At 40.5% G+C, this 18486-nt stretch carries 24 protein-coding genes and 1 other RNA gene; 14 read left to right on the top strand and 11 right to left on the bottom strand.

The features are described from left to right. Window positions 1-13: 13 nt before the first annotated feature. Window positions 14-784 carry a pyrroline-5-carboxylate reductase gene (gene proC / locus H7U02_RS00245; protein ID WP_073688780.1) on the bottom strand — a complete coding sequence of 257 codons (771 nt, stop codon included), beginning with the start codon at window positions 782-784 and terminating at the stop codon, window positions 14-16. 15 nt (window positions 785-799) lie between these two features. Next, window positions 800-1867, bottom strand: coding sequence for a glutamyl aminopeptidase (pepA, locus tag H7U02_RS00240; RefSeq protein ID WP_014632550.1), 1068 nt, complete (start codon window positions 1865-1867; stop codon window positions 800-802). Between the two features lie 99 nt (window positions 1868-1966). Here pepA and H7U02_RS00235 point away from each other — a divergent pair, with 99 nt between their 5' ends. The 7 genes from H7U02_RS00235 to tadA all read left to right on the top strand — a co-directional run bounded on the left by H7U02_RS00235 (window position 1967) and on the right by tadA (window position 6795). Further along, entirely contained in the window at window positions 1967-2251 is a 285-nt protein-coding gene (locus H7U02_RS00235) for a DUF4651 domain-containing protein (RefSeq protein WP_002885838.1), read from the top strand. Continuing rightward, entirely contained in the window at window positions 2248-2562 is a 315-nt protein-coding gene (locus H7U02_RS00230) for a thioredoxin family protein (protein ID WP_064523491.1), read from the top strand. Before H7U02_RS00235 ends, H7U02_RS00230 begins: the two co-directional genes overlap by 4 nt. Before the next feature lie 3 nt (window positions 2563-2565). After that, window positions 2566-3090, top strand: a complete 525-nt coding sequence (locus H7U02_RS00225) for a hypothetical protein (RefSeq protein ID WP_064523488.1) — start codon at window positions 2566-2568, stop codon at window positions 3088-3090. A 31-nt stretch (window positions 3091-3121) separates the two neighbouring features. Continuing rightward, window positions 3122-3745: a YtpR family tRNA-binding protein gene (gene ytpR, locus H7U02_RS00220; RefSeq protein WP_002885779.1), complete on the top strand. Its 624-nt coding sequence runs from the start codon at window positions 3122-3124 to the stop codon at window positions 3743-3745. 264 nt (window positions 3746-4009) lie between these two features. After that, the gene (locus H7U02_RS00215) at window positions 4010-4687 is read left to right on the top strand and encodes a CPBP family intramembrane glutamic endopeptidase (protein ID WP_045001371.1); all 678 of its coding nucleotides are present in this window, start codon (window positions 4010-4012) and stop codon (window positions 4685-4687) included. A gap of 429 nt (window positions 4688-5116) precedes the next feature. Beyond that, entirely contained in the window at window positions 5117-5509 is a 393-nt protein-coding gene (locus H7U02_RS00210; RefSeq protein ID WP_064523486.1) for a single-stranded DNA-binding protein, read from the top strand. A 767-nt stretch (window positions 5510-6276) separates the two neighbouring features. Then, window positions 6277-6795 carry a tRNA adenosine(34) deaminase TadA gene (gene tadA / locus H7U02_RS00205; protein ID WP_048790863.1) on the top strand — a complete coding sequence of 173 codons (519 nt, stop codon included), beginning with the start codon at window positions 6277-6279 and terminating at the stop codon, window positions 6793-6795. Window positions 6796-6881: 86 nt separating this feature from the next. Here the strand turns inward: tadA and H7U02_RS00200 are convergent, their stop codons facing one another. Genes H7U02_RS00200 through H7U02_RS00190 form a run of 3 tightly spaced genes read right to left on the bottom strand, consistent with a single transcriptional unit; the run spans window position 6882 to window position 7526 of the window. Further along, the gene (locus H7U02_RS00200) at window positions 6882-7133 is read right to left on the bottom strand and encodes a hypothetical protein (RefSeq protein WP_064523483.1); all 252 of its coding nucleotides are present in this window, start codon (window positions 7131-7133) and stop codon (window positions 6882-6884) included. 47 nt (window positions 7134-7180) lie between these two features. After that, window positions 7181-7348, bottom strand: a complete 168-nt coding sequence (locus H7U02_RS00195; RefSeq protein WP_002885883.1) for a class IIb bacteriocin, lactobin A/cerein 7B family — start codon at window positions 7346-7348, stop codon at window positions 7181-7183. A 19-nt stretch (window positions 7349-7367) separates the two neighbouring features. Then, window positions 7368-7526 carry a class IIb bacteriocin, lactobin A/cerein 7B family gene (locus H7U02_RS00190; protein WP_002885650.1) on the bottom strand — a complete coding sequence of 53 codons (159 nt, stop codon included), beginning with the start codon at window positions 7524-7526 and terminating at the stop codon, window positions 7368-7370. 321 nt (window positions 7527-7847) lie between these two features. On the opposite strand from H7U02_RS00190, the gene ffs reads away from it, so the two are divergent. The 7 genes from ffs to H7U02_RS00155 all read left to right on the top strand — a co-directional run bounded on the left by ffs (window position 7848) and on the right by H7U02_RS00155 (window position 12910). Next, window positions 7848-7933: signal recognition particle sRNA small type (gene ffs / locus H7U02_RS00185), an RNA gene on the top strand. A 14-nt stretch (window positions 7934-7947) separates the two neighbouring features. Continuing rightward, window positions 7948-8787, top strand: coding sequence for a methyltransferase domain-containing protein (locus tag H7U02_RS00180; protein WP_073689933.1), 840 nt, complete (start codon window positions 7948-7950; stop codon window positions 8785-8787). Between the two features lie 113 nt (window positions 8788-8900). Then, the gene (locus tag H7U02_RS00175) at window positions 8901-9653 is read left to right on the top strand and encodes an HAD family hydrolase (RefSeq protein ID WP_073689932.1); all 753 of its coding nucleotides are present in this window, start codon (window positions 8901-8903) and stop codon (window positions 9651-9653) included. An 85-nt stretch (window positions 9654-9738) separates the two neighbouring features. Next, window positions 9739-10437, top strand: coding sequence for a 2,3,4,5-tetrahydropyridine-2,6-dicarboxylate N-acetyltransferase (gene dapD / locus H7U02_RS00170; RefSeq protein WP_037598512.1), 699 nt, complete (start codon window positions 9739-9741; stop codon window positions 10435-10437). 78 nt (window positions 10438-10515) lie between these two features. Then, the gene (locus H7U02_RS00165) at window positions 10516-11649 is read left to right on the top strand and encodes an N-acetyldiaminopimelate deacetylase (protein WP_037601504.1); all 1134 of its coding nucleotides are present in this window, start codon (window positions 10516-10518) and stop codon (window positions 11647-11649) included. A 68-nt stretch (window positions 11650-11717) separates the two neighbouring features. Further along, entirely contained in the window at window positions 11718-12245 is a 528-nt protein-coding gene (locus H7U02_RS00160) for a 5-formyltetrahydrofolate cyclo-ligase (RefSeq protein WP_073689931.1), read from the top strand. Then, window positions 12236-12910 carry a rhomboid family intramembrane serine protease gene (locus H7U02_RS00155; protein WP_073689930.1) on the top strand — a complete coding sequence of 225 codons (675 nt, stop codon included), beginning with the start codon at window positions 12236-12238 and terminating at the stop codon, window positions 12908-12910. The genes H7U02_RS00160 and H7U02_RS00155 overlap by 10 nt, the downstream gene beginning before the upstream one ends. A gap of 45 nt (window positions 12911-12955) precedes the next feature. Here the strand turns inward: H7U02_RS00155 and galU are convergent, their stop codons facing one another. The 6 genes from galU to H7U02_RS00125 form a co-directional block, all read right to left on the bottom strand. Beyond that, a complete protein-coding gene (galU, locus tag H7U02_RS00150) occupies window positions 12956-13870 on the bottom strand; it encodes a UTP--glucose-1-phosphate uridylyltransferase GalU (protein WP_002891986.1) in 915 nt (304 codons plus the stop codon). A 17-nt stretch (window positions 13871-13887) separates the two neighbouring features. Beyond that, the gene (locus tag H7U02_RS00145) at window positions 13888-14910 is read right to left on the bottom strand and encodes an NAD(P)H-dependent glycerol-3-phosphate dehydrogenase (protein ID WP_060971571.1); all 1023 of its coding nucleotides are present in this window, start codon (window positions 14908-14910) and stop codon (window positions 13888-13890) included. Window positions 14911-15028: 118 nt separating this feature from the next. Beyond that, the gene (locus H7U02_RS00140; RefSeq protein ID WP_037600087.1) at window positions 15029-15589 is read right to left on the bottom strand and encodes an MptD family putative ECF transporter S component; all 561 of its coding nucleotides are present in this window, start codon (window positions 15587-15589) and stop codon (window positions 15029-15031) included. 8 nt (window positions 15590-15597) lie between these two features. Further along, on the bottom strand, window positions 15598-16389 hold the full coding sequence (locus H7U02_RS00135) for a formate/nitrite transporter family protein (protein WP_014635096.1): 792 nt from the start codon (window positions 16387-16389) through the stop codon (window positions 15598-15600). Window positions 16390-16505: 116 nt separating this feature from the next. Further along, entirely contained in the window at window positions 16506-17756 is a 1251-nt protein-coding gene (locus H7U02_RS00130) for an NAD(P)H-dependent oxidoreductase (RefSeq protein ID WP_002885631.1), read from the bottom strand. An 18-nt stretch (window positions 17757-17774) separates the two neighbouring features. Beyond that, window positions 17775-18377, bottom strand: coding sequence for an NADPH-dependent FMN reductase (locus H7U02_RS00125; protein ID WP_002886986.1), 603 nt, complete (start codon window positions 18375-18377; stop codon window positions 17775-17777). Window positions 18378-18486 lie beyond the last annotated feature (109 nt).

Raw genomic sequence — 18486 nt, 5'->3', positions numbered from 1 at the left:
CCGAGCTTTTTTCTTATAGTTTTTTGGCTTTAGCAATGGTTGTATCAATACTTGAAACTACACTATGGGTGAGGCCTGTACGCTCAAGGTCCATGAGACCGGCGATAGTAGTCCCACCAGGGCTACAGACCTTGTCAATAAGGTCATGTGGACTGTCGCTACCAAGACTGAGATTTTCAGCAGTAGCTAGAACCGTCTGTGTGGCAATGGTCAGAGCGACCTGCTTACTTAGGCCGTTTTTGACACCAGCCTTGGCTAGAGCCTCGATAAAGAGGGCGATGTAGGCAGGGCTAGAACCTGCTAAGGCAGTAAAGGTATCAAAGTCCTTCTCAGCCAATTCAACAGTGGTTCCAAAACTGTCTGTGATTTCCTTGGCAACTGCCAAAAGGTCCTCGGATACCTTATCATTAGTGCAAAGACCAGTAGTGCTTTTGAGAATTTGAGCATTAAGGTTCGGCATGATACGAATAAGAGGAAGGTCTGGACTGGTGAGGGAAGCGAGGCGTTCTAAGGTCACTCCAGCAGCCATACTTATGATAGGTTGATGGAAATTGAGATCGGCTAGTACCTTATCAAACATTTGAGGTTTGATACCAAGGATGACCAGGTCAGCATTATCCAACAATTCCTGATGGGAAGCAGCCGCTTCAACCTCTAGTTCCTCTGCAATCTGGCGTGAACGAGCCAAGGAAGACCCTGAAATAATGATACGATGTGAGCTTTTATTTAGGCCGTTGATAATGGCTGTAGCCATCTTTCCGACACCGATAAAACCTATAATCATGGGTTACTCCTTGTCTTAGTAGTTTTTAATTAAATCTACTGTTGAGCGATCCAACTTCTTAACAATAGCTTGTAAGAAGGCCTGTGCTTCTAGGAAGTCATCCATCGCATAAAGGGTTTGGTGCGAGTGAATGTAGCGGGCACAAACACCGATAGTTGTTGATGGAACACCAGCATTCTGCAAGTGAGCGGCACCAGCATCTGTTCCGCCCGCAGCACAGTAGTATTGGTATTTGATACCCGCTTCTTCAGCTGTAGTCAAAAGGAAATCTTTCATATTTGGCAACATGATGTGACCTGGATCGAAGAAACGAATAAGGGTACCATCGCCTACCTTACCTTGATTACCATAGATATCCCCTGCAGGAGAACAGTCCACTGCAAAGAAAACTTCAGGATCAAATTTAGTGGTAGAGACATGGGCACCACGTAAACCAACTTCTTCTTGAACATTGGCACCAGCAATTAGAGTATTGTTGAGTTCTTGATTCTTAACGTTTTCCAAGAGTTCACGAATCATGAGAACACCATAACGGTTATCCCAAGCTTTAGAAATGACATTCTTTTGATTGGCTGTGAGAATTGTTTCTGATTCAGGAATGATGACATCACCTGGGAAAACACCGTAGGCATTTGCTTCTTCTTGGTTGGCAAAACCAGCATCAAAGACGATATCAGAAACACTAGGAAGACTTGAAGCTCCGCCACTAGCACGTAAGAAATGAGGTGGAACTGAACCCGAGATGACAGGATAGACACGACCGTCACGAGTGTGTAGGGTGAAGCGTTGTGAGCTGACAACCAGTGGGTTCCAACCACCAAGTTCGACGACACGGAAAGTCCCGTCTGCTTTGATTTCCTTAATCATAAACCCAACTTCATCCATGTGGGCAGCCACAAGCACCTTAGGGGCATTTTCTGCTTGGCTATGCTTGATACCGAAAATACCACCGAGACCATCTGTTTGGACCTCATCTACAAGTGGGGTGATGTTTTTGCGAAGGTAGTCGCGTACAGGAGCTTCAAAGCCTGAAGTAGCACTGAGCTCGGTTACTTCTTTAATTTTGTCAAATAGGGTAGTCATAAAATCCTCCTTGAGTAGTACTTGCTACTATTTTAGCACGATTCTCAAGAGATAGGTAGCCTCTCCCCATTCGTCTAAAATTATGGTAAAATGTTTCTTATGAAACGTAAAACATTGGCCTTGTTTGCTGGAGGCGTAGGAGCTTTAGGTCTCTTGGCAATGGCAGAGAAGTATAGACAGTCACGTGCAGAAATGAAGAAGGCTGCATTAATCCAAGATATTAGACAAGAATTATCTCACTTGGGGACTATCGCAGTTCTTTATACAAATCCCACTGATAAGGAAAATCCAGGACTTACAGGAGGTATCGTCTTAGAGGATGGACGTTCCTATAGCTTTGTTTATGCAGAGGATATCTTGACCTATGAGGAGGAGCAGGCATGATTATTCCTAAGAATCTTGAAGAATTGGCAAGCTATGTTGAAAGTGATCAAAAGGTGGTTTTCTTTTTCACTGCTGATTGGTGTCCAGACTGCCAGTTCATCTATCCAGTTATGCCTGAAATTGAAGCCCTCCATCCAGATATGACCTTTGTGCGTGTTAACCGTGATGATTATATGGCTTTGGCACAAACTTGGAATATCTTTGGTATTCCAAGTTTTGTCGTGACTCAGAAAGGTCAGGAATTGGGACGCTTGGTCAATAAAGCTCGTAAAACCAAAGAAGAAATCAATGTCTTTTTGTCGGAGATTTAAAAGATGAAAATCAATCACTTTCCTAATATCTCTCTTGATATTTCAGAAACCAAAGAAAAGTATCTGACAGAAAAAAATGAGAGGATCATCGAAGAATTATGCCAAGTTTTAGTAGAGCATTCCAAAATTGAAAGTGATATCTTCCTAAAACACCAAGAAATAAACACCTACAAAAAGGAAAATAATCTTCCTACACATCAAACTATTCCTAGAGAAATGGAGTTATTTGATGAATTTAAAGAGAAGTTGACTCCTTTAGCTCAAAAACACTTGACTGATAACTGTTATAAAAGAGGTTTTTCAGCTTCTTTTGGTTCTCCAGGCACCTATGATTTTGTGTTAGAGCCTTGTCGAGTTAAGTTTATTATGAAGAGTAAGGCTAAGATGTTTCTCGAATTTTCTTATGGGAATGACTTTTGGTACCATAAACAATTTATCGTAAAATTAACAGAGAGTGACTGGAAAATTGACAAGATTAGTTATCGCTATGGTAGTAATGACGATTCTTGGCATGTCAGTCGATTTTAAAATCTATAAAAGAACTATTGAAGGAGAACCCATGATTTTTGCATACAATAAGGAACAAGTTGGTGACGTTTTGTTGGTTATCTTGGAAGATACTAAGGACATCAAACGTAGCGTAGAACGTAAAGGTAAAGTGGCGCGTGTCACAGCTGATGAAACAGGCAAGACTCTTGCTTGGAATATTTTTGAAGCGTCAAGCCTCATTGATATTGAAGGTAACGGTCAAGTTTTCTTGTCAGACCAAGATGTAGCTGTTTTGAACGAGGAATTGGCTAAAGAGGGCTTTGAAGAGCGTTTGGAAAATACACAAGGTCCAGTCTTTGTGGTTGGACAAATTGATGAAATGGTTGCACATCCAGACAGTGACCACCTTAACATCTGCCAAGTGAACATCGGTGATAAGAAGGTCCAAATCGTTGCAGGAGCACCAAACGCAGCCCTTGGTCTTAAAACTATCGTAGCTCTTCCTGGTGCTATGATGCCTAGCGGTGCCCTTATCTTCCCAGGAAAACTTCGTGGTGAAGATAGTTATGGTATGATGTGTGCCCCACGTGAGTTGGCACTTCCAAATGCCCCACAAAAACGTGGTATTATTGAACTTGATGATTCAGCAGTAGTCGGTGAGGCTTTTGATCCAGCTAAACACTGGAAAGGGTAAATAAGACAAGAAGCGGTAAGTAAGCCGCTTTTTTTCAGGAGAGCTCGTCTTGGCAAATGGTTCAAAATTTTCGAGAACCTCTTTATGCTTACCAAGTTCATCATCAAAATATAATAGTATTGCTCTCAATCTCTATTATTTGCCAAAACAACTTTATCCGAGCAATTATCTAAAAAATGTGGCTTCAAGTTTATTAATCAAGTTGTATTTTATTTATCTGTCAGACTCAGATTTGGTGATGATTATAAAAGAAAGGAAAGTTCAATGGCTTACAACAAACATAAGGGAGTCCTTGTTTTTATGATTCTCTATACAGTCCTCTTTGTTTTTGACGGTATACGAGTATTTGATGCTCCCTTACCTTCTTCTTTAACGACCTATTTAGTTTATACCATCATGTTTTTGTATGGTTGCTTCTTATTTAAGTCTGAATTGCTCAAAAAGTGGGAAGAGGTCAGAAGTTCTAAAAGAAAATTTTTCTTGGGGGTTTTAAAAGGCTGGCTCTTACTTGTCCTGGTGACCATTTTCTTTGGACTACTATCGGCAATATTGAGGCAGGTTTTGGGACTAAGTGAACAAGGACTAAACGAGGCTAATATACAAAGTACCTTTAAAGAACAACCACTACTGATAGCAGTTTTCGCCTGTATCATTGGACCTTTGGTGGAAGAACTCTTTTTCCGTCAAATTTTATTGCATTGTTTACAGAGACATTTGCCAAGCTGGCTAAGCATTTGTGTGGTAGGATTTGTTTTCGCCTTGACCCATATGCACAGTTTGTCTTTATCAGAGTGGGTCAGTGCAGTTGGTTACTTAGGTGGCGGAGTAACCCTTTCAATTATTTATGTGAATGAAAAGGGAAATATTTACTATCCCTTGATGGTTCATGTGCTAGGAAATATTTTATCTTTTATAGTATTGGTCATTGGTAGTATGCAATAAGTGAATTCCAAACTATTTCAGCTTACAAAGAAAAAGGCAAAGGACTCTCGTCTCTCTTCTATCAATAAAACAACTTCAAAACGGAGTGTTAAAATTATTTTAAGTGGTAACTCTGGGTCAGCAGAGGATGATTTGAGTAAGTAAACTAATGACAAGTTTGTATGGCGATAACTGTTCTTTGAATCGACAGCTCATACCAAGCTTCCTACTTCCTTTGCTAGTAGCTCAGCTCATCTTCAGATGTCTAATATTTAGTGACAAGTACATTTATTGCAGAACTCATCCTGCTTTTCACCCGAATAGATTTTACTTTTTTCTATTTAATTGAAGTCAATAATGTGATATATATATCTTATTTTTATTCTTGCTTTTTCAAAATCTGTCACTTTTTTTACTTCTACTTACGAATAGATAGGTGGAGGTAAAAAAATGTATAACAAAGTTATTTTAATTGGACGTTTGACGGCGACTCCTGAAATGGTAAAAACTGCTAGTGATAGGTCTTTTACACGTGTCACAGTTGCGGTTAATCGTCGCTATAAGACGCAAAATGGTGAGCGTGAGGCTGACTTTATTACAGTGGTTGTCTGGGGGCGTTTGGCTGAGACCTTAGCATCTTATGCTAGCAAGGGGAGTTTAATTTCTCTTGATGGGGAGCTTCGTACCCGTAGGTACGATAAGGATGGTCAAACCCATTACGTTACTGAAGTGCTTTGTTCCTCTTTCCAACTTCTGGAGAGTCGTGCTCAGCGTGCTGTGAGGGAAAATAATCCTGATAATGACTTGGCTGACCTCGTCTTGGAAGAAGAGCTTCCCTTCTAGTTTATCCTTTGACTAGCTATCTAGGTCTCCCATCTTTGAAGAACCTCTCTAAAAAATCATTATCTTGTTCCATACCTTGTTTTGAAGAATTGTTGGAGATAAAATATTAAACACTTGTTAGACTAATAAACAGTAAAATTAGATAAGACTTAGGATGATAGGTGTTTAATAGTGTAGATAGACTAGAAAAAATAGTTTATGAAGCCCTAAAAGGTTGATATATCAACCTTTTAAATGTTAAGCAAAATATTCAAAAGAATGCATACAATTAACAGTTGTTTCTAATCTATATCATTGTTTTATTACCGATTTTTAAATTAAATGATAGAGGTTTCATGATAAACTATAGATGGGTAAGGAAAAAGCTATAAAAGTTACTTTTATAGTAGGCATTATTTGTTTGGAAGGAAAGTGTGAAATATCACAACTATAACGCTATCCTTGCAATTGTTTGAGACAGTTGCATTTTTGTTTATCGTTGTGAGGCCCTAGGCCTGTATAATGATTTCACAGACAATTGACTATGACACTCCGACTGACATATGAATTAGGATGTTAAGCGGTCGTTGACTTTTCGTCTAGCCTTGGGGGAACACATTGGTGTGATTCCTAAGACTCACCAGACTAATGTGTTTGAAGCTAGGATGATTCGTCTTAGCTTTTTTGTGTCCTTTAAAATGGAGGTCTTCGGTATTTCTTTTCTTATGCTATAATAGAAGGACTAAGTGAGATATTGTCTCGCAAATCTTGGAACGGGAGTGACACTAATGCTTGACTTTACCCAAGAAGAGAAAGACTTTTTTATGTCTGAAGCTCTTAAGGAGGCCGAAAAATCTCTAGTTAAAGCAGAGATTCCAATTGGCTGTGTCATCGTTAAAGATGGCGAAGTCATAGGTCGTGGGCACAATGCACGTGAGGAGCTCAATCAAGCTATCATGCATGCGGAGGTCATGGCTATTCAGGAGGCTAATAGGACTGTGGGCAATTGGCGTTTGTTAGATTGTACCCTCTTTGTAACCATCGAACCCTGTGTCATGTGTAGTGGGGCAATTGGCTTGGCTCGTATTCCTAAAGTGATCTATGGAGCAAGCAATCAAAAGTTTGGTGGTGCGGGTAGCCTTTACGATATCCTAAGAGATGAGCGTCTCAACCATCGCGTAGAAGTAGAGACTGGTGTCATGGAGGAAGAGTGTGCTAAGATTATGCAAGACTTTTTCCGTCAGAGTCGTGAACGCAAAAAAGAAGCCAAACGATTGGCTAAATTGGAAACAAGGCAAGATATGTAAACAAAAGTGCAAGTCCAAAGGGACTTGCACTTTTTAATGGAAGAAGAGTATTTTTGTTTTCCTGAAGGCAGTTTAGGTCACTCTTTCTATGATTTTTTTTCTTTTTCTCTTGTTAAAAGAAAAATAGGCATAAAGAGGATTAGAGTACCAAAAGCGGACTTCAAATTAGTATCAATAATTGGTGTTCCTAATCGTACATGAAAGATAAGGTTGATTAGGAGTATCAAAAGTAGGCTACCGATAATTCCAGCTAAAGCTATTTTTACGAGTAAATAGTTATTCATTTTAGGTGATTGATTAGCAGTAGTATCATTTGTTTGATTTTTTGTATGTTTCATGAGTTATCATCCTCAAAATCTTTGAGATGTCAGGTGAGTTCTGTTAGTTAGTGGGTGAGGTTATAGAAAGACTTACCTGCAGCATAGCTAAGGTCATAAGTCAGTTTTGCAGCAGCAATGCCAACAGAAATAGCGGCCCAAGGAACCACTCCACCTGATACAGCTTCAAGTTCTTGAGTAGTCATGTTTTTACGATTGTTAATGGTCTTAGTCATTGTTCATATGTCCTTTCTTTTATCGCGCAGAGTCCATGTAGCCATTGTAGGCTCCAAGGCATACCATAGTTCCAATAGGTCCTGAAGCTAGGCAGAGCCCTCCAATGGCAAGGTTAGTCTTCCATCCGCCTCCTGTTACTGAGGCTAGGTCAGCTGCCTTCATTTCTTTATTAATCATTGTCATTCTCCTTTTTTTATTTTTGGTGAGTTTTTAAATCTCATACCCTCTCACCACGAGTTAAGAGATGTGTTAAACATGACTTCTCCTTTCAATAGAGTCAGCCATGTCACTAGCTTTTGGTGCTTTCCTCAAGCTATGGATTTATTATAAGGTGTCGAGAAATAAAAAAGTAGTGACATAAATGTCACCATGGTAAGTCTTATGTTTTATCGAAGTTTAGACTGACCGAAGGAAATAATAGGGACTGATAGGAAATAGGTCTAGCTAGTCTTATCGTAAGTTCTCTACTTGCAATCACTTCGATTTATGGTATAATATTTTTCGGAGCAACATCTGTGCGTGAAGCGGGTCAGGGGAGGAATCCAGCAGCCCTAAGCGATTTCAGGTGTGTGCTCTTTTTTTGTGTCGAGGAGGATTTATGGCCAAATTTAGTGTTTTTAAAGATCAAGAGAGCCTTTTTGCTTGTCCAATCTGTCAGGTGCCAATGCATTTGGATTTGTCTAGCTTGGTTTGTCAGAATAGGCATACCTTTAATATAGCTAAGCAGGGCTTTGTCAATTTTTTAAGACAGACTAAGGGAGATAAGCACTATGATATGGCTTCTTTTGAAAAGAGGAGTCAGATTCTTGCAGCAGGTTATTACGATCCTATCCTGGAGGTGATTTCAGAGCGCTTGCGTGACCTTCCTGGACACTCGCACGTGTTAGATGTTGCCTGTGGTGAAGGCTATTATAGCCGTCAGTTGGCTCAAGAGTTTGACAAGGATTTCATGGCCTTTGACTTGTCTAAGGATTCTATCCTTCTTGCGGCTCGTCAAAATCCTCAGAAAAATGTAGCTTGGTTTGTTGGTGATTTGGCTCAATTGCCCTTACGTGAACACAGTATCGATGTCATTTTAGATATCTTTTCACCAGCTAATTATCAAGAATTTGGAAGACTTTTGTCTGATCAGGGCTTGATTTTCAAGGTTATTCCTCACGAAGATCATCTTAAAGAGTTTCGTCAACTGTTACCGGAGGCGCAGGCTTATTCTAACCAGGATGTTCTGGAACATTTTCAAGAGTCTTGTGAGCTTTTGGAGCGTGTGCCGATTGCTAAGACTTGGTCTATGCCATCAGAGCATGTTCAAACATTTGCTGAGATGACACCTCTTTTCTTCCATGCCAATAAGGATACTTTGGACTTGACTTCAGTGACGCAATTAACCGTTGCGGGAGAGCTGCTGATTGGTCGTATTAGAGATGATAAGCAATCCTAACAGTCGTTGGGATTTTTTTGATGGGAAAATATCTCAGTTAGCTTGTTTGGTCTTCCTAAAAGGTGTATGATGGGACCAATAAGTAAGAAAGTTTCAGTAATGGGTAAAAAGTGATGAAAAATAGAGCCTATAAGAACTACATATTTGATTTTTATGGTACCTTGGTTGATATCCTAACCGATGAGAAGGATCCTATGTTATGGGATAAATTAGCCCAACTTTACCAAGCTTATGGGGCGGATTATAAGGGTGAAGGTCTTAAAAAATCTTATGCTAAGCATGTGGCTCAGACTCGTAAGGAGTTAATAGAGATTAAAGGAGTTACTTATCCAGAAGTTGATTTAGCTCACATTTTCAACCAGCTTTATGTAGATGGTCGGTCTCAGTCTAGTTGCCATAATCAGCCAGAAGATTGGGGCCAACTGATAGCTATGGTATTTCGCGTCTTATCTCGTAAGCAGTTGTTAGCTTATCCGCATACCAAGGAGGTTTTGACCTTTCTAAAAGAGCAGGGCTGTCGTCTCTATCTCTTGTCTAATGCTCAAGCAGCCTTTACTAATGCTGAGATTGACTTAATGGAGTTAAGACCTTACTTTGATGCCATTTACCTGTCTTCGGATGTGGGTATCTGTAAGCCTCAACCTGAATTTTTGAAGCAAGTTTTGGATGATTATGGGTTAAAGCCATCTGAGACTGTCATGGTGGGAAATGACCTGACGACTGATATTGCTGTGGCTGAGGCAGTTGGGATCGATGGTATCTTGCTGAATACCTTCCCTTATTCTCGTCGAGAGTTGGAGAATTCCCCAATCAAACCAGATCGAGTGATTACTGACATAGAGGCTCTAAAGACAAATTTTACATAAAAATACACTCTATTTGGCAAAAGCAAAGACAATTATCAGAATTTTTGGTATAATAATTCCTAACTTTATGTGAATGGAGAATCTCATGACTGCACAAAAAATGTCTGCACAAGAAATTATCGCTTTTATCGGTAATGCTGAAAAGAAAACGAATGTTAAAGTAACTTTTGAAGGGGAATTGGCAACCGCTGTTCCAGCTTCTGTCACTAAGCTTGGTAATGTTCTTTTTGGAGACTGGAAAGATATCGAACCACTTCTTGTAAACTTGACTGAAAACAAGGACTATGTTGTGGAACAAGATGGCCGTAACTCAGCTGTTCCATTGCTTGATAAGCGTCACCTTAATGCGCGTATCGAACCAGGCGCTATTATCCGTGACCAAGTAACTATCGAAGATAATGCTGTTGTTATGATGGGTGCTGTTATCAACATCGGTGCTGAAATCGGTGCTGGTACTATGATTGATATGGGAGCAATCCTTGGTGGTCGTGCTACTGTTGGTAAAAACAGCCACATCGGTGCGGGTGCGGTCCTTGCTGGTGTGATTGAACCAGCTTCAGCAGACCCAGTTCGTATCGGTGACAACGTTCTTGTTGGTGCTAATGCTGTTGTTATTGAAGGTGTTCAAGTTGGTAACGGTTCAGTCGTTGCTGCTGGAGCTATCGTTACTCAAGATGTTCCTGAAAATGTGGTTGTAGCTGGTGTTCCAGCTCGTATCATCAAGGAAATCGATGAAAAAACACAACAAAAAACAGCACTCGAAGACGCTTTGCGTAACTTGTAACATATTGATAGTAGAGGCCTGTAAGGCCTCTATTTCTAGATTCTCTATAAAATAAATATAAATAAAAAGGACAAAAACATGACACTTGATTTAATCAAAATCAGACGAGACCTTCACCAAATTCCCGAAATTGGTTTGGAAGAATTTAAAACTCAGGCCTATCTCTTAGAACGTATTGCTGAAATGACTGAAGGGAAGGACTTTGTGGAGCAACGTTCTTGGCGTACAGGAATTCTTGTCTATCTTCACGGGCATGCTCCTGAAAAAACCATTGGTTGGCGTACAGATATTGATGGCCTCCCAATCGTAGAGGAAACAGATCTTGACTTTAAGTCTACTCATGAAGGTCGTATGCATGCTTGTGGACACGATATGCACATGACCACAGCACTTGGTCTTTTGGACCAGATGCTTCAAGTACAGCCTAAAAATAACATGCTCTTCCTCTTCCAACCAGCTGAAGAAAATGAAGCTGGTGGTATGCTTATGTATGAAGATGGTGCCTTTGGAGATTGGTTGCCAGATGAGTTCTATGGCCTCCACGTCCGCCCAGATTTCAAGGTAGGTGATATTGCGACTAACACAAGTACCCTTTTTGCTGGGACTTGTGAAGTCCTTGTTACTTTCAAGGGGAAAGGTGGACATGCGGCCTTTCCACATGAGGCCAATGATGCTCTTGTAGCAGCTTCTTACTTTATTACTCAAGTGCAAACGATTGTCAGTCGTAATGTTGACCCTATTCAGGGTGGGGTAGTTACCTTTGGTTCTTTCCATGCAGGAACGACTAATAATGTTATCGCTGAAACTGCAGAGGTTTATGGAACTATTCGTACCCTTACTCAGGAAATGAGTCTCCTTATCCAGAAGCGCGTGCGCCAGATTGCAGAAGGTGTAGCAGCTAGCTTTGGTATGGAAGTGGATATCATGTTGAAACAAGGTGGTTATCTTCCTGTGGAAAATAATCCAGCCTTGGCTAAAGAGTTGATGGCCTTCTTTGATGCTAGCCCAGAAGTTAACCTGATTGATTGTCCACCGGCTATGACTGGAGAGGATTTTGGTTATTTGCTTAGTAAAGTTCCTGGTGTCATGTTCTGGTTGGGAATCGACACGCCATATGCACTTCACCATCCTAAGATGAGTCCAAACGAAGATGCCCTCGCTTTTGCAGTGGCTGAAATTGGAAAATTCCTTAAACACAAGGCAGAAGCCTAATCAGAGTCGATAAAGCTAAAAAATCTACCAAGTCTGACTTTTGGTAGATTTTTTGATATGATAAACCTATGAAAAATGAACTTAGAAAAACAGTCTTGGCTCAATTAACTTCACAAGAACCTGAGACTAAGGCTAAGATAGATAAACATCTTTTGGAGCAATTGATTGCCTTACCTGCTTATAAAAAGGCTCAGGTGATTGCGACTTATTTGTCTTTTCCTCATGAATATGACACCAGTCTTTTAATCAATCAGGCTTTAAAGGATGGTAAACGACTTTTGATTCCTAAAACATATAAACAAGGTCGAATGATTTTTGTGGATTATGATCCAGATAATCTTGTTGCAACCTCTTTTGGCTTGATGGAACCTGCGTCTGATTTGGCTGTGGAAAAATCAGAGATTGATTTGATTCATGTGCCAGGAGTAGTTTTCAATGATGAAGGCTATCGTATTGGTTACGGAGCAGGTTACTATGACCGCTATTTGTCTGATTTTGAAGGGGATACAGTTAGTACGGTTTATCCTTGCCAGAAACATGATTTTCAACCAGACAGCTATGATATTCCTGTTAAGGAGGTCGTCACATGCCAGTAAATGAGTGGAAAAAATACCCAGCAACCTATCTATTGTTGGGGCTTACGACGTTGACTTTTATCTGTCAATATCTTTTAAACGGCTTTCAAGCGACTTCGCCTTTGAGCCTTTTTAAGATGGGAGCTATGTATGGTTCCTTCGTTCAATACAGTCCCTTGAACCTCTGGCGTCTTGTAACACCAATTTTTGTGCATATAGGTGTTGAGCATTTTCTATTTAATATGCTTGCTCTTTACTTTATGGGGAAAATGGCTGAGCAGATTTTTGGGACTCCACGTTTTCTAGGGCTTTATTTGTTAGCTGGTGTTATGGGAAATGCCTTTACCTTACTTTTTACGCCTAATGTTATTGCAGCTGGTGCTTCGACATCCTTGTTTGGACTTTTTGCGGCTGTTGTGATTCTTGGTTATTACAGTCACAGCCCCTTGCTTAATCAGTTAGGCCGTAATTATTTGGTTTTGATTGTTATTAACTTAATCTTCAACCTTTTTACACCTAGTGTTGGGATTACAGGCCATCTCGGTGGTTTAGTTGGAGGTGCTCTTGCAGCTATCTTTTTGGCCAACAAGGTTGAAAGTCGCTTATTTAGTAAAGGTTGGCGTTCTACAGCCCTTTTAACCTACATTTTACTATTGCTGATTCTTCTAGGATTCACTTATTTTTAAGTCATATGAAAAAACCATCGAATGTCAGGTTCGATGGTTTTTATATTAGTCTTTTTTAGCTGGTTTGCCTTCAAGTTTGTGGCCCAAGTCAATGAGGTATTGCTTGAGGTCATCTTTAACTTGAGGATGTTTAAGTGCGTAATCGATAGACGTTTTCATGAATCCGAATTTGTCACCGACATCATAACGGTTTCCAGTAAATTCGCGAGCAAAGACGCGTTGTGTCTTGTTAAGTGTATCGATGGCATCAGTCAGTTGGACTTCGTTTCCAGCACCTGGTTTTTGAGTTTCCAAAATACCGAAAATTTCAGGTGTTAGAAGGTAACGTCCGATGATAGCAAGATCACTTGGTGCATCTTCTGGATTTGGTTTTTCAACGAAAGTTTCAACGCTATAACGTCCATTTTCGCCTTTGCCTTGAGGGGCGATGACACCATATGAAGAAACTTCTTCGTGAGGTACAGGCATAACTGCAATGGTTGATGCATGTGTTTCCTCATAGTCGTTAATGAGCTGCTTAGTCAAAGGTACTGCTTTGTCATTAGTGATATCCATGAGGTCGTCACCAAGCATGACAACGAATGGCTCATTTCCGACAAATGCTTTGGCTTGAAGAACTGCATCTCCAAGACCACGCGGATGGCTTTGACGGATAAAGTGGAGGTTGATAGCAGTGGTGTCATTAACCAATTTCAACAAGTCTGTCTTACCTTTTTGTTCCAAGTTGTATTCTAACTCGAAGTTTGAATCAAAGTGGTCTTCGATAGAACGTTTTGACTTACCAGTAACCACCAAGATATCTTCAATACCTGATTTGAGGGCTTCTTCAACGATAAATTGGATGGTTGGCTTGTCAACGATTGGCAACATTTCTTTGGCCAAGGCCTTAGTAGCTGGTAAAAAGCGTGTCCCGAGTCCTGCAGCGGGGATGATAGCTTTTCTAACTTTTTGATTCTTCATGAGAACTCCTTAGATTTTTATTTTTTATCCCATTCATTTTCAGAGCGCAATTCATTGGACATCATATTGAGAATAGATTCCTTGATATCAGCACCCTCATAGATAGATTTGTAGATTGCTGTTGTAATTGGCATGTAGACACCGAGTTCTTGGGCGATTTCGTAGGCAACCTTTGTGGTTGAAATACCTTCGATAACCATTCCCATGTTACGTTCAATGTTTTCTAGTTTTTCTCCACGACCGAGCGCATCCCCAGCACGCCAGTTACGTGAATGGATAGAAGTTCCTGTAACAATAAGGTCACCAACCCCAGATAGACCGCTGTAAGTCAAAGGATCGGCACCGAGTTTCACACCAAGACGAGTAATTTCTGCAAGTCCACGAGTAATAACGGCTGCCTTAGCATTGTCCCCATATCCCATACCGTGGAGGGCACCTGCACCTACCGCGATAATGTTTTTAAGAGCACCAGCTGTTTCAACACCAATCACATCTGAATTGGTGTAGAGGCGGAAGTAGTTATTACTGAAAATGCCTTGGACATAGCGTGCCACTTCAAGATCCTTAGATGCTGCTGTAATCAAAGTGATATCGCGAACGATAGTTTCTTCAGCGTGGCTTGGACCAGATACGACAACAATGTCACTGCGAAGTTCCTCAGGAATCTCTTCTTCAAGGATTGTTGAAAGACGTTCGTGTGTTCCGGGTTCCAATCCTTTTGAAGCATGCATGACAACGACTTTGTGGTCCAAAAGTTCGGCAACTTGTTTAGCAACTAAGCGAGTAACCTTGGTTGGAACAACAAAGAGAACAGCGTCGACACTATCTAGGGCTTCAGACAGTTCCTTGTAGGCTTTAATGTTTTCATCCAAAACCACATCCTTAAAGTAGCGGGTGTTGGTGTGTTTCTCGTTAATTTCATCAATTTGTTCAGGGATGTTTCCCCAAATACGGACCTCGTGTCCGTTGTCGTTGAGTACCTGAGCAAGGGCAGTTCCCCATGAACCAGGGCCCAAGACAGCGATTTTTTGTTTTTTCATCATTAGGTCTCCCTTTAGGTCCTTTCTAACAAAGTAGAAAAAGACTGTATTCTTTCTCATTATAACATAAGAAAAGCATGTTTGTCTTGTACTCTCTGTTAGGAAGGCTGACGGCCATTTATTTTTTCAGCCAATTTTGGGCAATGTAGCCTCCAATGAGGGCAGCCATGAGCGTTCCTCCAATCAGGATTAAGATATGACTGCCTGTAAAGGGAACCATAACTTGATTGACATAATCTTGAGTTTTCCCTTTGGCCAGGAGTTGTGCGATATAAGCTTTGGGCGCAAGCCACATGGTGATAATGGGTGCTAAGTTTCCTAGAGAAAAGATCATATAGGAGAGTAGATTAAGTTTATTATTCTCATAGTTCCCTTTCTTAGCTAGAAAATCAGCGACAAGGCCAGCTAAAAAGCTAGGAAGAAAGGCTAGAACAAAGTGCCCAGAGGCAAAGAAGAAGAGGGACATAAAGATACCCAGACAGGTAATAGCTCCAAATTGTTTAGTTTTTCTGATAAGCCCCAAGTAGACCCAGCCTGCAAAGATAGCCGCTAAAGCAGGCGTATGATACATATTTTTGACTTTGAAAAAGATTAAATCAATGGCAACTGCAAAGGCTAGGCAAATAAAATAGAGTAGAATAGCTAGACTGGTTTGTTTGATGAATGTCTTTTGACGCATGAGGTCTCCTAATCAATGTGAGGTGTTTTAGTTTTATTGAGCCAAGAGTATGCCAAACCAATGAAAATACCTCCGCCAATCCAGTTTCCGAAGAAAACGACTATCCACTGACGTAGAATATTTGCCAAAGTGAAATTATCCACAGCGTCACGCACACCGTTGAAACCGAGCAACATGAAAGAGGCAAAGTTAGCAATCAAGTGTTCATTAATTAAAAATACAAACATGAAGATAGCTGATAGCGCAATGAAAATCTTAGCAGATTCTTCTTTGAGGAGCATGTAGCCCAAGATGGCAATATTAACGAACATATTCGCTGTAATACCTTCTGTAAAGTTCATCCAATCTGTTTTTCCAAGCTTGGTTGAGACAGCAGTAACTAAGAAACTCTTGTCAGTCAAATGTTGGAAAGAGAAGGATTGGTTGAAGAACCAGGCCAAGATAAGGGCACCGACAAAATTAAAGAAGGTACAGTAGAGGAGGATGGTACACACCTTGCTCCATTTGATTTTACCATAATAGGCACCACTGGTCAGGAACATCATGTTTGAAGTAGCCAACTCTCCATTGAATATGAGAACGAAGACCAGTCCGATGGCAAAGATAAAGGCAAAAACAAAACGAGAAAGGGCTGGAATACCTGTAGCGATAACATCCGCACCAATAATTCCTACAGCAGTCGACATGGTAAGATAAGCTCCTGCAAGCATAGAACGCAAGGCATAGCGCCCCAGACTTTCGTCAAAGAGAGCTTCTTTTTTAGCACAAGCAGCGAATACTTTTTCTTGAAATTGAGACATAGGTTTACCTCTAAAATATGTGGCATGGAGCATGGCGAATGCGCAAGCTCGAGTGAAACTTAATCTAGGATGACCATGAAAAAAAGTCAGGACAGTTGTCCCAACTTTTCCAAGTCTTAATATGAGGATGCTCCAGATGTGGCATCTGCGGCTGGGGCTGCGTCGCCACCATGACCACCCGCATCTGATGCACCAGATGTGGCATCGCTACCGCCATGACTAGCTGCAGCTGGTGCAAAAGGACCGCTTCCTCCGACAAGGCGTTGACCAGTTGTTTCGAGATACCAGTCAAGCCATGGTTTAAAGTTAAAGACGATTTCATTGATTCCTGCATAAGAACCATCATCATAGTACATAGCCTGATAGTTATGCGTATTGATAACTCCTTCAGGTGACCCTGGAACAATCGTACGAACATATTCTTGGTTACCATTACGAAGTGTACCGATAACCCATTCCACATTTTTCATACGAGCTGGTGGAAGTGAGCCGTGAACAGTTGACATACGGCTACCAGATTGAGGCGGTACACGTTTGGCGAACATAGTATCAGGATCTTGATGGGCGTTATTGTAGTAGAGGAACTGGTTGTTATCATCGGCATAGGTCAATTCAAATGGCATAGCCTTGAGGAACATGTCAATTTGATTAACCGTCAAAATACCGTGGTCCAATTTCACGTAGGTATCACCAGATACCGCACCAGTGATTTCAGCTACTTTTTCTACCCACTCTGGATCGTCAGGATCAACTTCGGTAACAGTTGTAGCGATTGGGTTGTTACAATCCAAGTCTTCAGGTTCAATTGGTTTTGGTTTTTTCAATTTAGAAACCACTCCTACATATTGGATGAAATTGTCTAAGCATTGTTCAAGGAAATTAATAGTACCTTCGTTGGTAATGTTCCCCTCAAGGTCAAAAGCTTCTTTAGCCTTTCCAAGCAAGAATTCATTACCTGGAAGTGTATAAGCATTAACACCAGGTGCTTCAAGGATTTTACGCAAATGCACTTGGGCACGTGAAGTTCCTTGGTCGTAGTAAGAAGCACCAACAATCATTACAGGCTTGTTTTCAAAAGGGTGCACTTCGAATGATAGCCACTCTAATACTGATTTAAGTGCTGCAGAGATAGTGTGATTGTGCTCAGGTGTTGCAATGATGACACCGTCAGCGCGTGTAATTTTGTTATTAAGTAAGCGAAGTTGGAAACTTTCATCCCATTTTTCATCTTGGTTAAACATAGGAACTTCATCAATTTCCAAAACTTCAAGTTCAAATTTAATTTTAAAATGTCTTCTGATAAATTCGAGCAGTTTACGGTTATATGATTGATCATAATTTGCTCCAACGAGTCCAACAAATTTCATAGTTTATATTCTCCTGTCTTATAGGCTTTCCCAGTCGAAGTCTTCAGCTTCTTTATGTAGCAACTCTGTAGCATGTGAGAGTTTACCAGTAATTTTGACGTAGAGACGGAAGTCATCGAAAATAGCATCTAATTTTTTGATGACATCGAGGTCAACTAAATCGCCGTTGCTATCAAAAGCTTGAAGGGAATGTGAAAGCAAGAATTCGTCTGGAAGCACGTTAGCTTTGATTTCTGGAGCATTCAAAATTTGACGAAGTTGTAGCTGTGCACGAGAAGCTCCTAGAGTTCCATAAGATGCTCCTGTAATCATAACAGGCTTATTCAAAAGAGGGAAAACACCGTATGAGACCCAAGCTAAAGCATTCATGAGAACAGCTGGAATTGAGTGGTCATACTCAGGTGTTCCAATAATAACCCCATCAGCCTCATCGATTTTTTTAACGATTTCAAGGACACTTTCTGGCAATTGTTTGTTAGCGGGTTTGTTAAAGACAGGGAGGTCTTTGATTTCAACAAGTTCGATGTCTGCCTTATCTGCAAAATGTTTCTGAATATATTGCAATAATTGTCTATTAGTTGAACGTTTTGAATTCGTACCAACAAGTCCGATGAATTTCATGACAATTCTCCTTAAAAGTATTATATCTATTATTATGTTAGCGTTTTCCTGGTTAAAAGTCAATCTTCGTTTAATGAGAAAGTGATTAGACTATTACCTTTGTCATCTT

This window comes from Streptococcus sp. 3.1 (genome assembly GCF_016648915.1).
GTDB classification, from domain to species: domain Bacteria; phylum Bacillota; class Bacilli; order Lactobacillales; family Streptococcaceae; genus Streptococcus; species Streptococcus salivarius_E.
The sequence above is the reverse complement of the archived record's forward strand: the minus strand, read 5'-3'. Positions and strand labels throughout refer to the sequence as shown.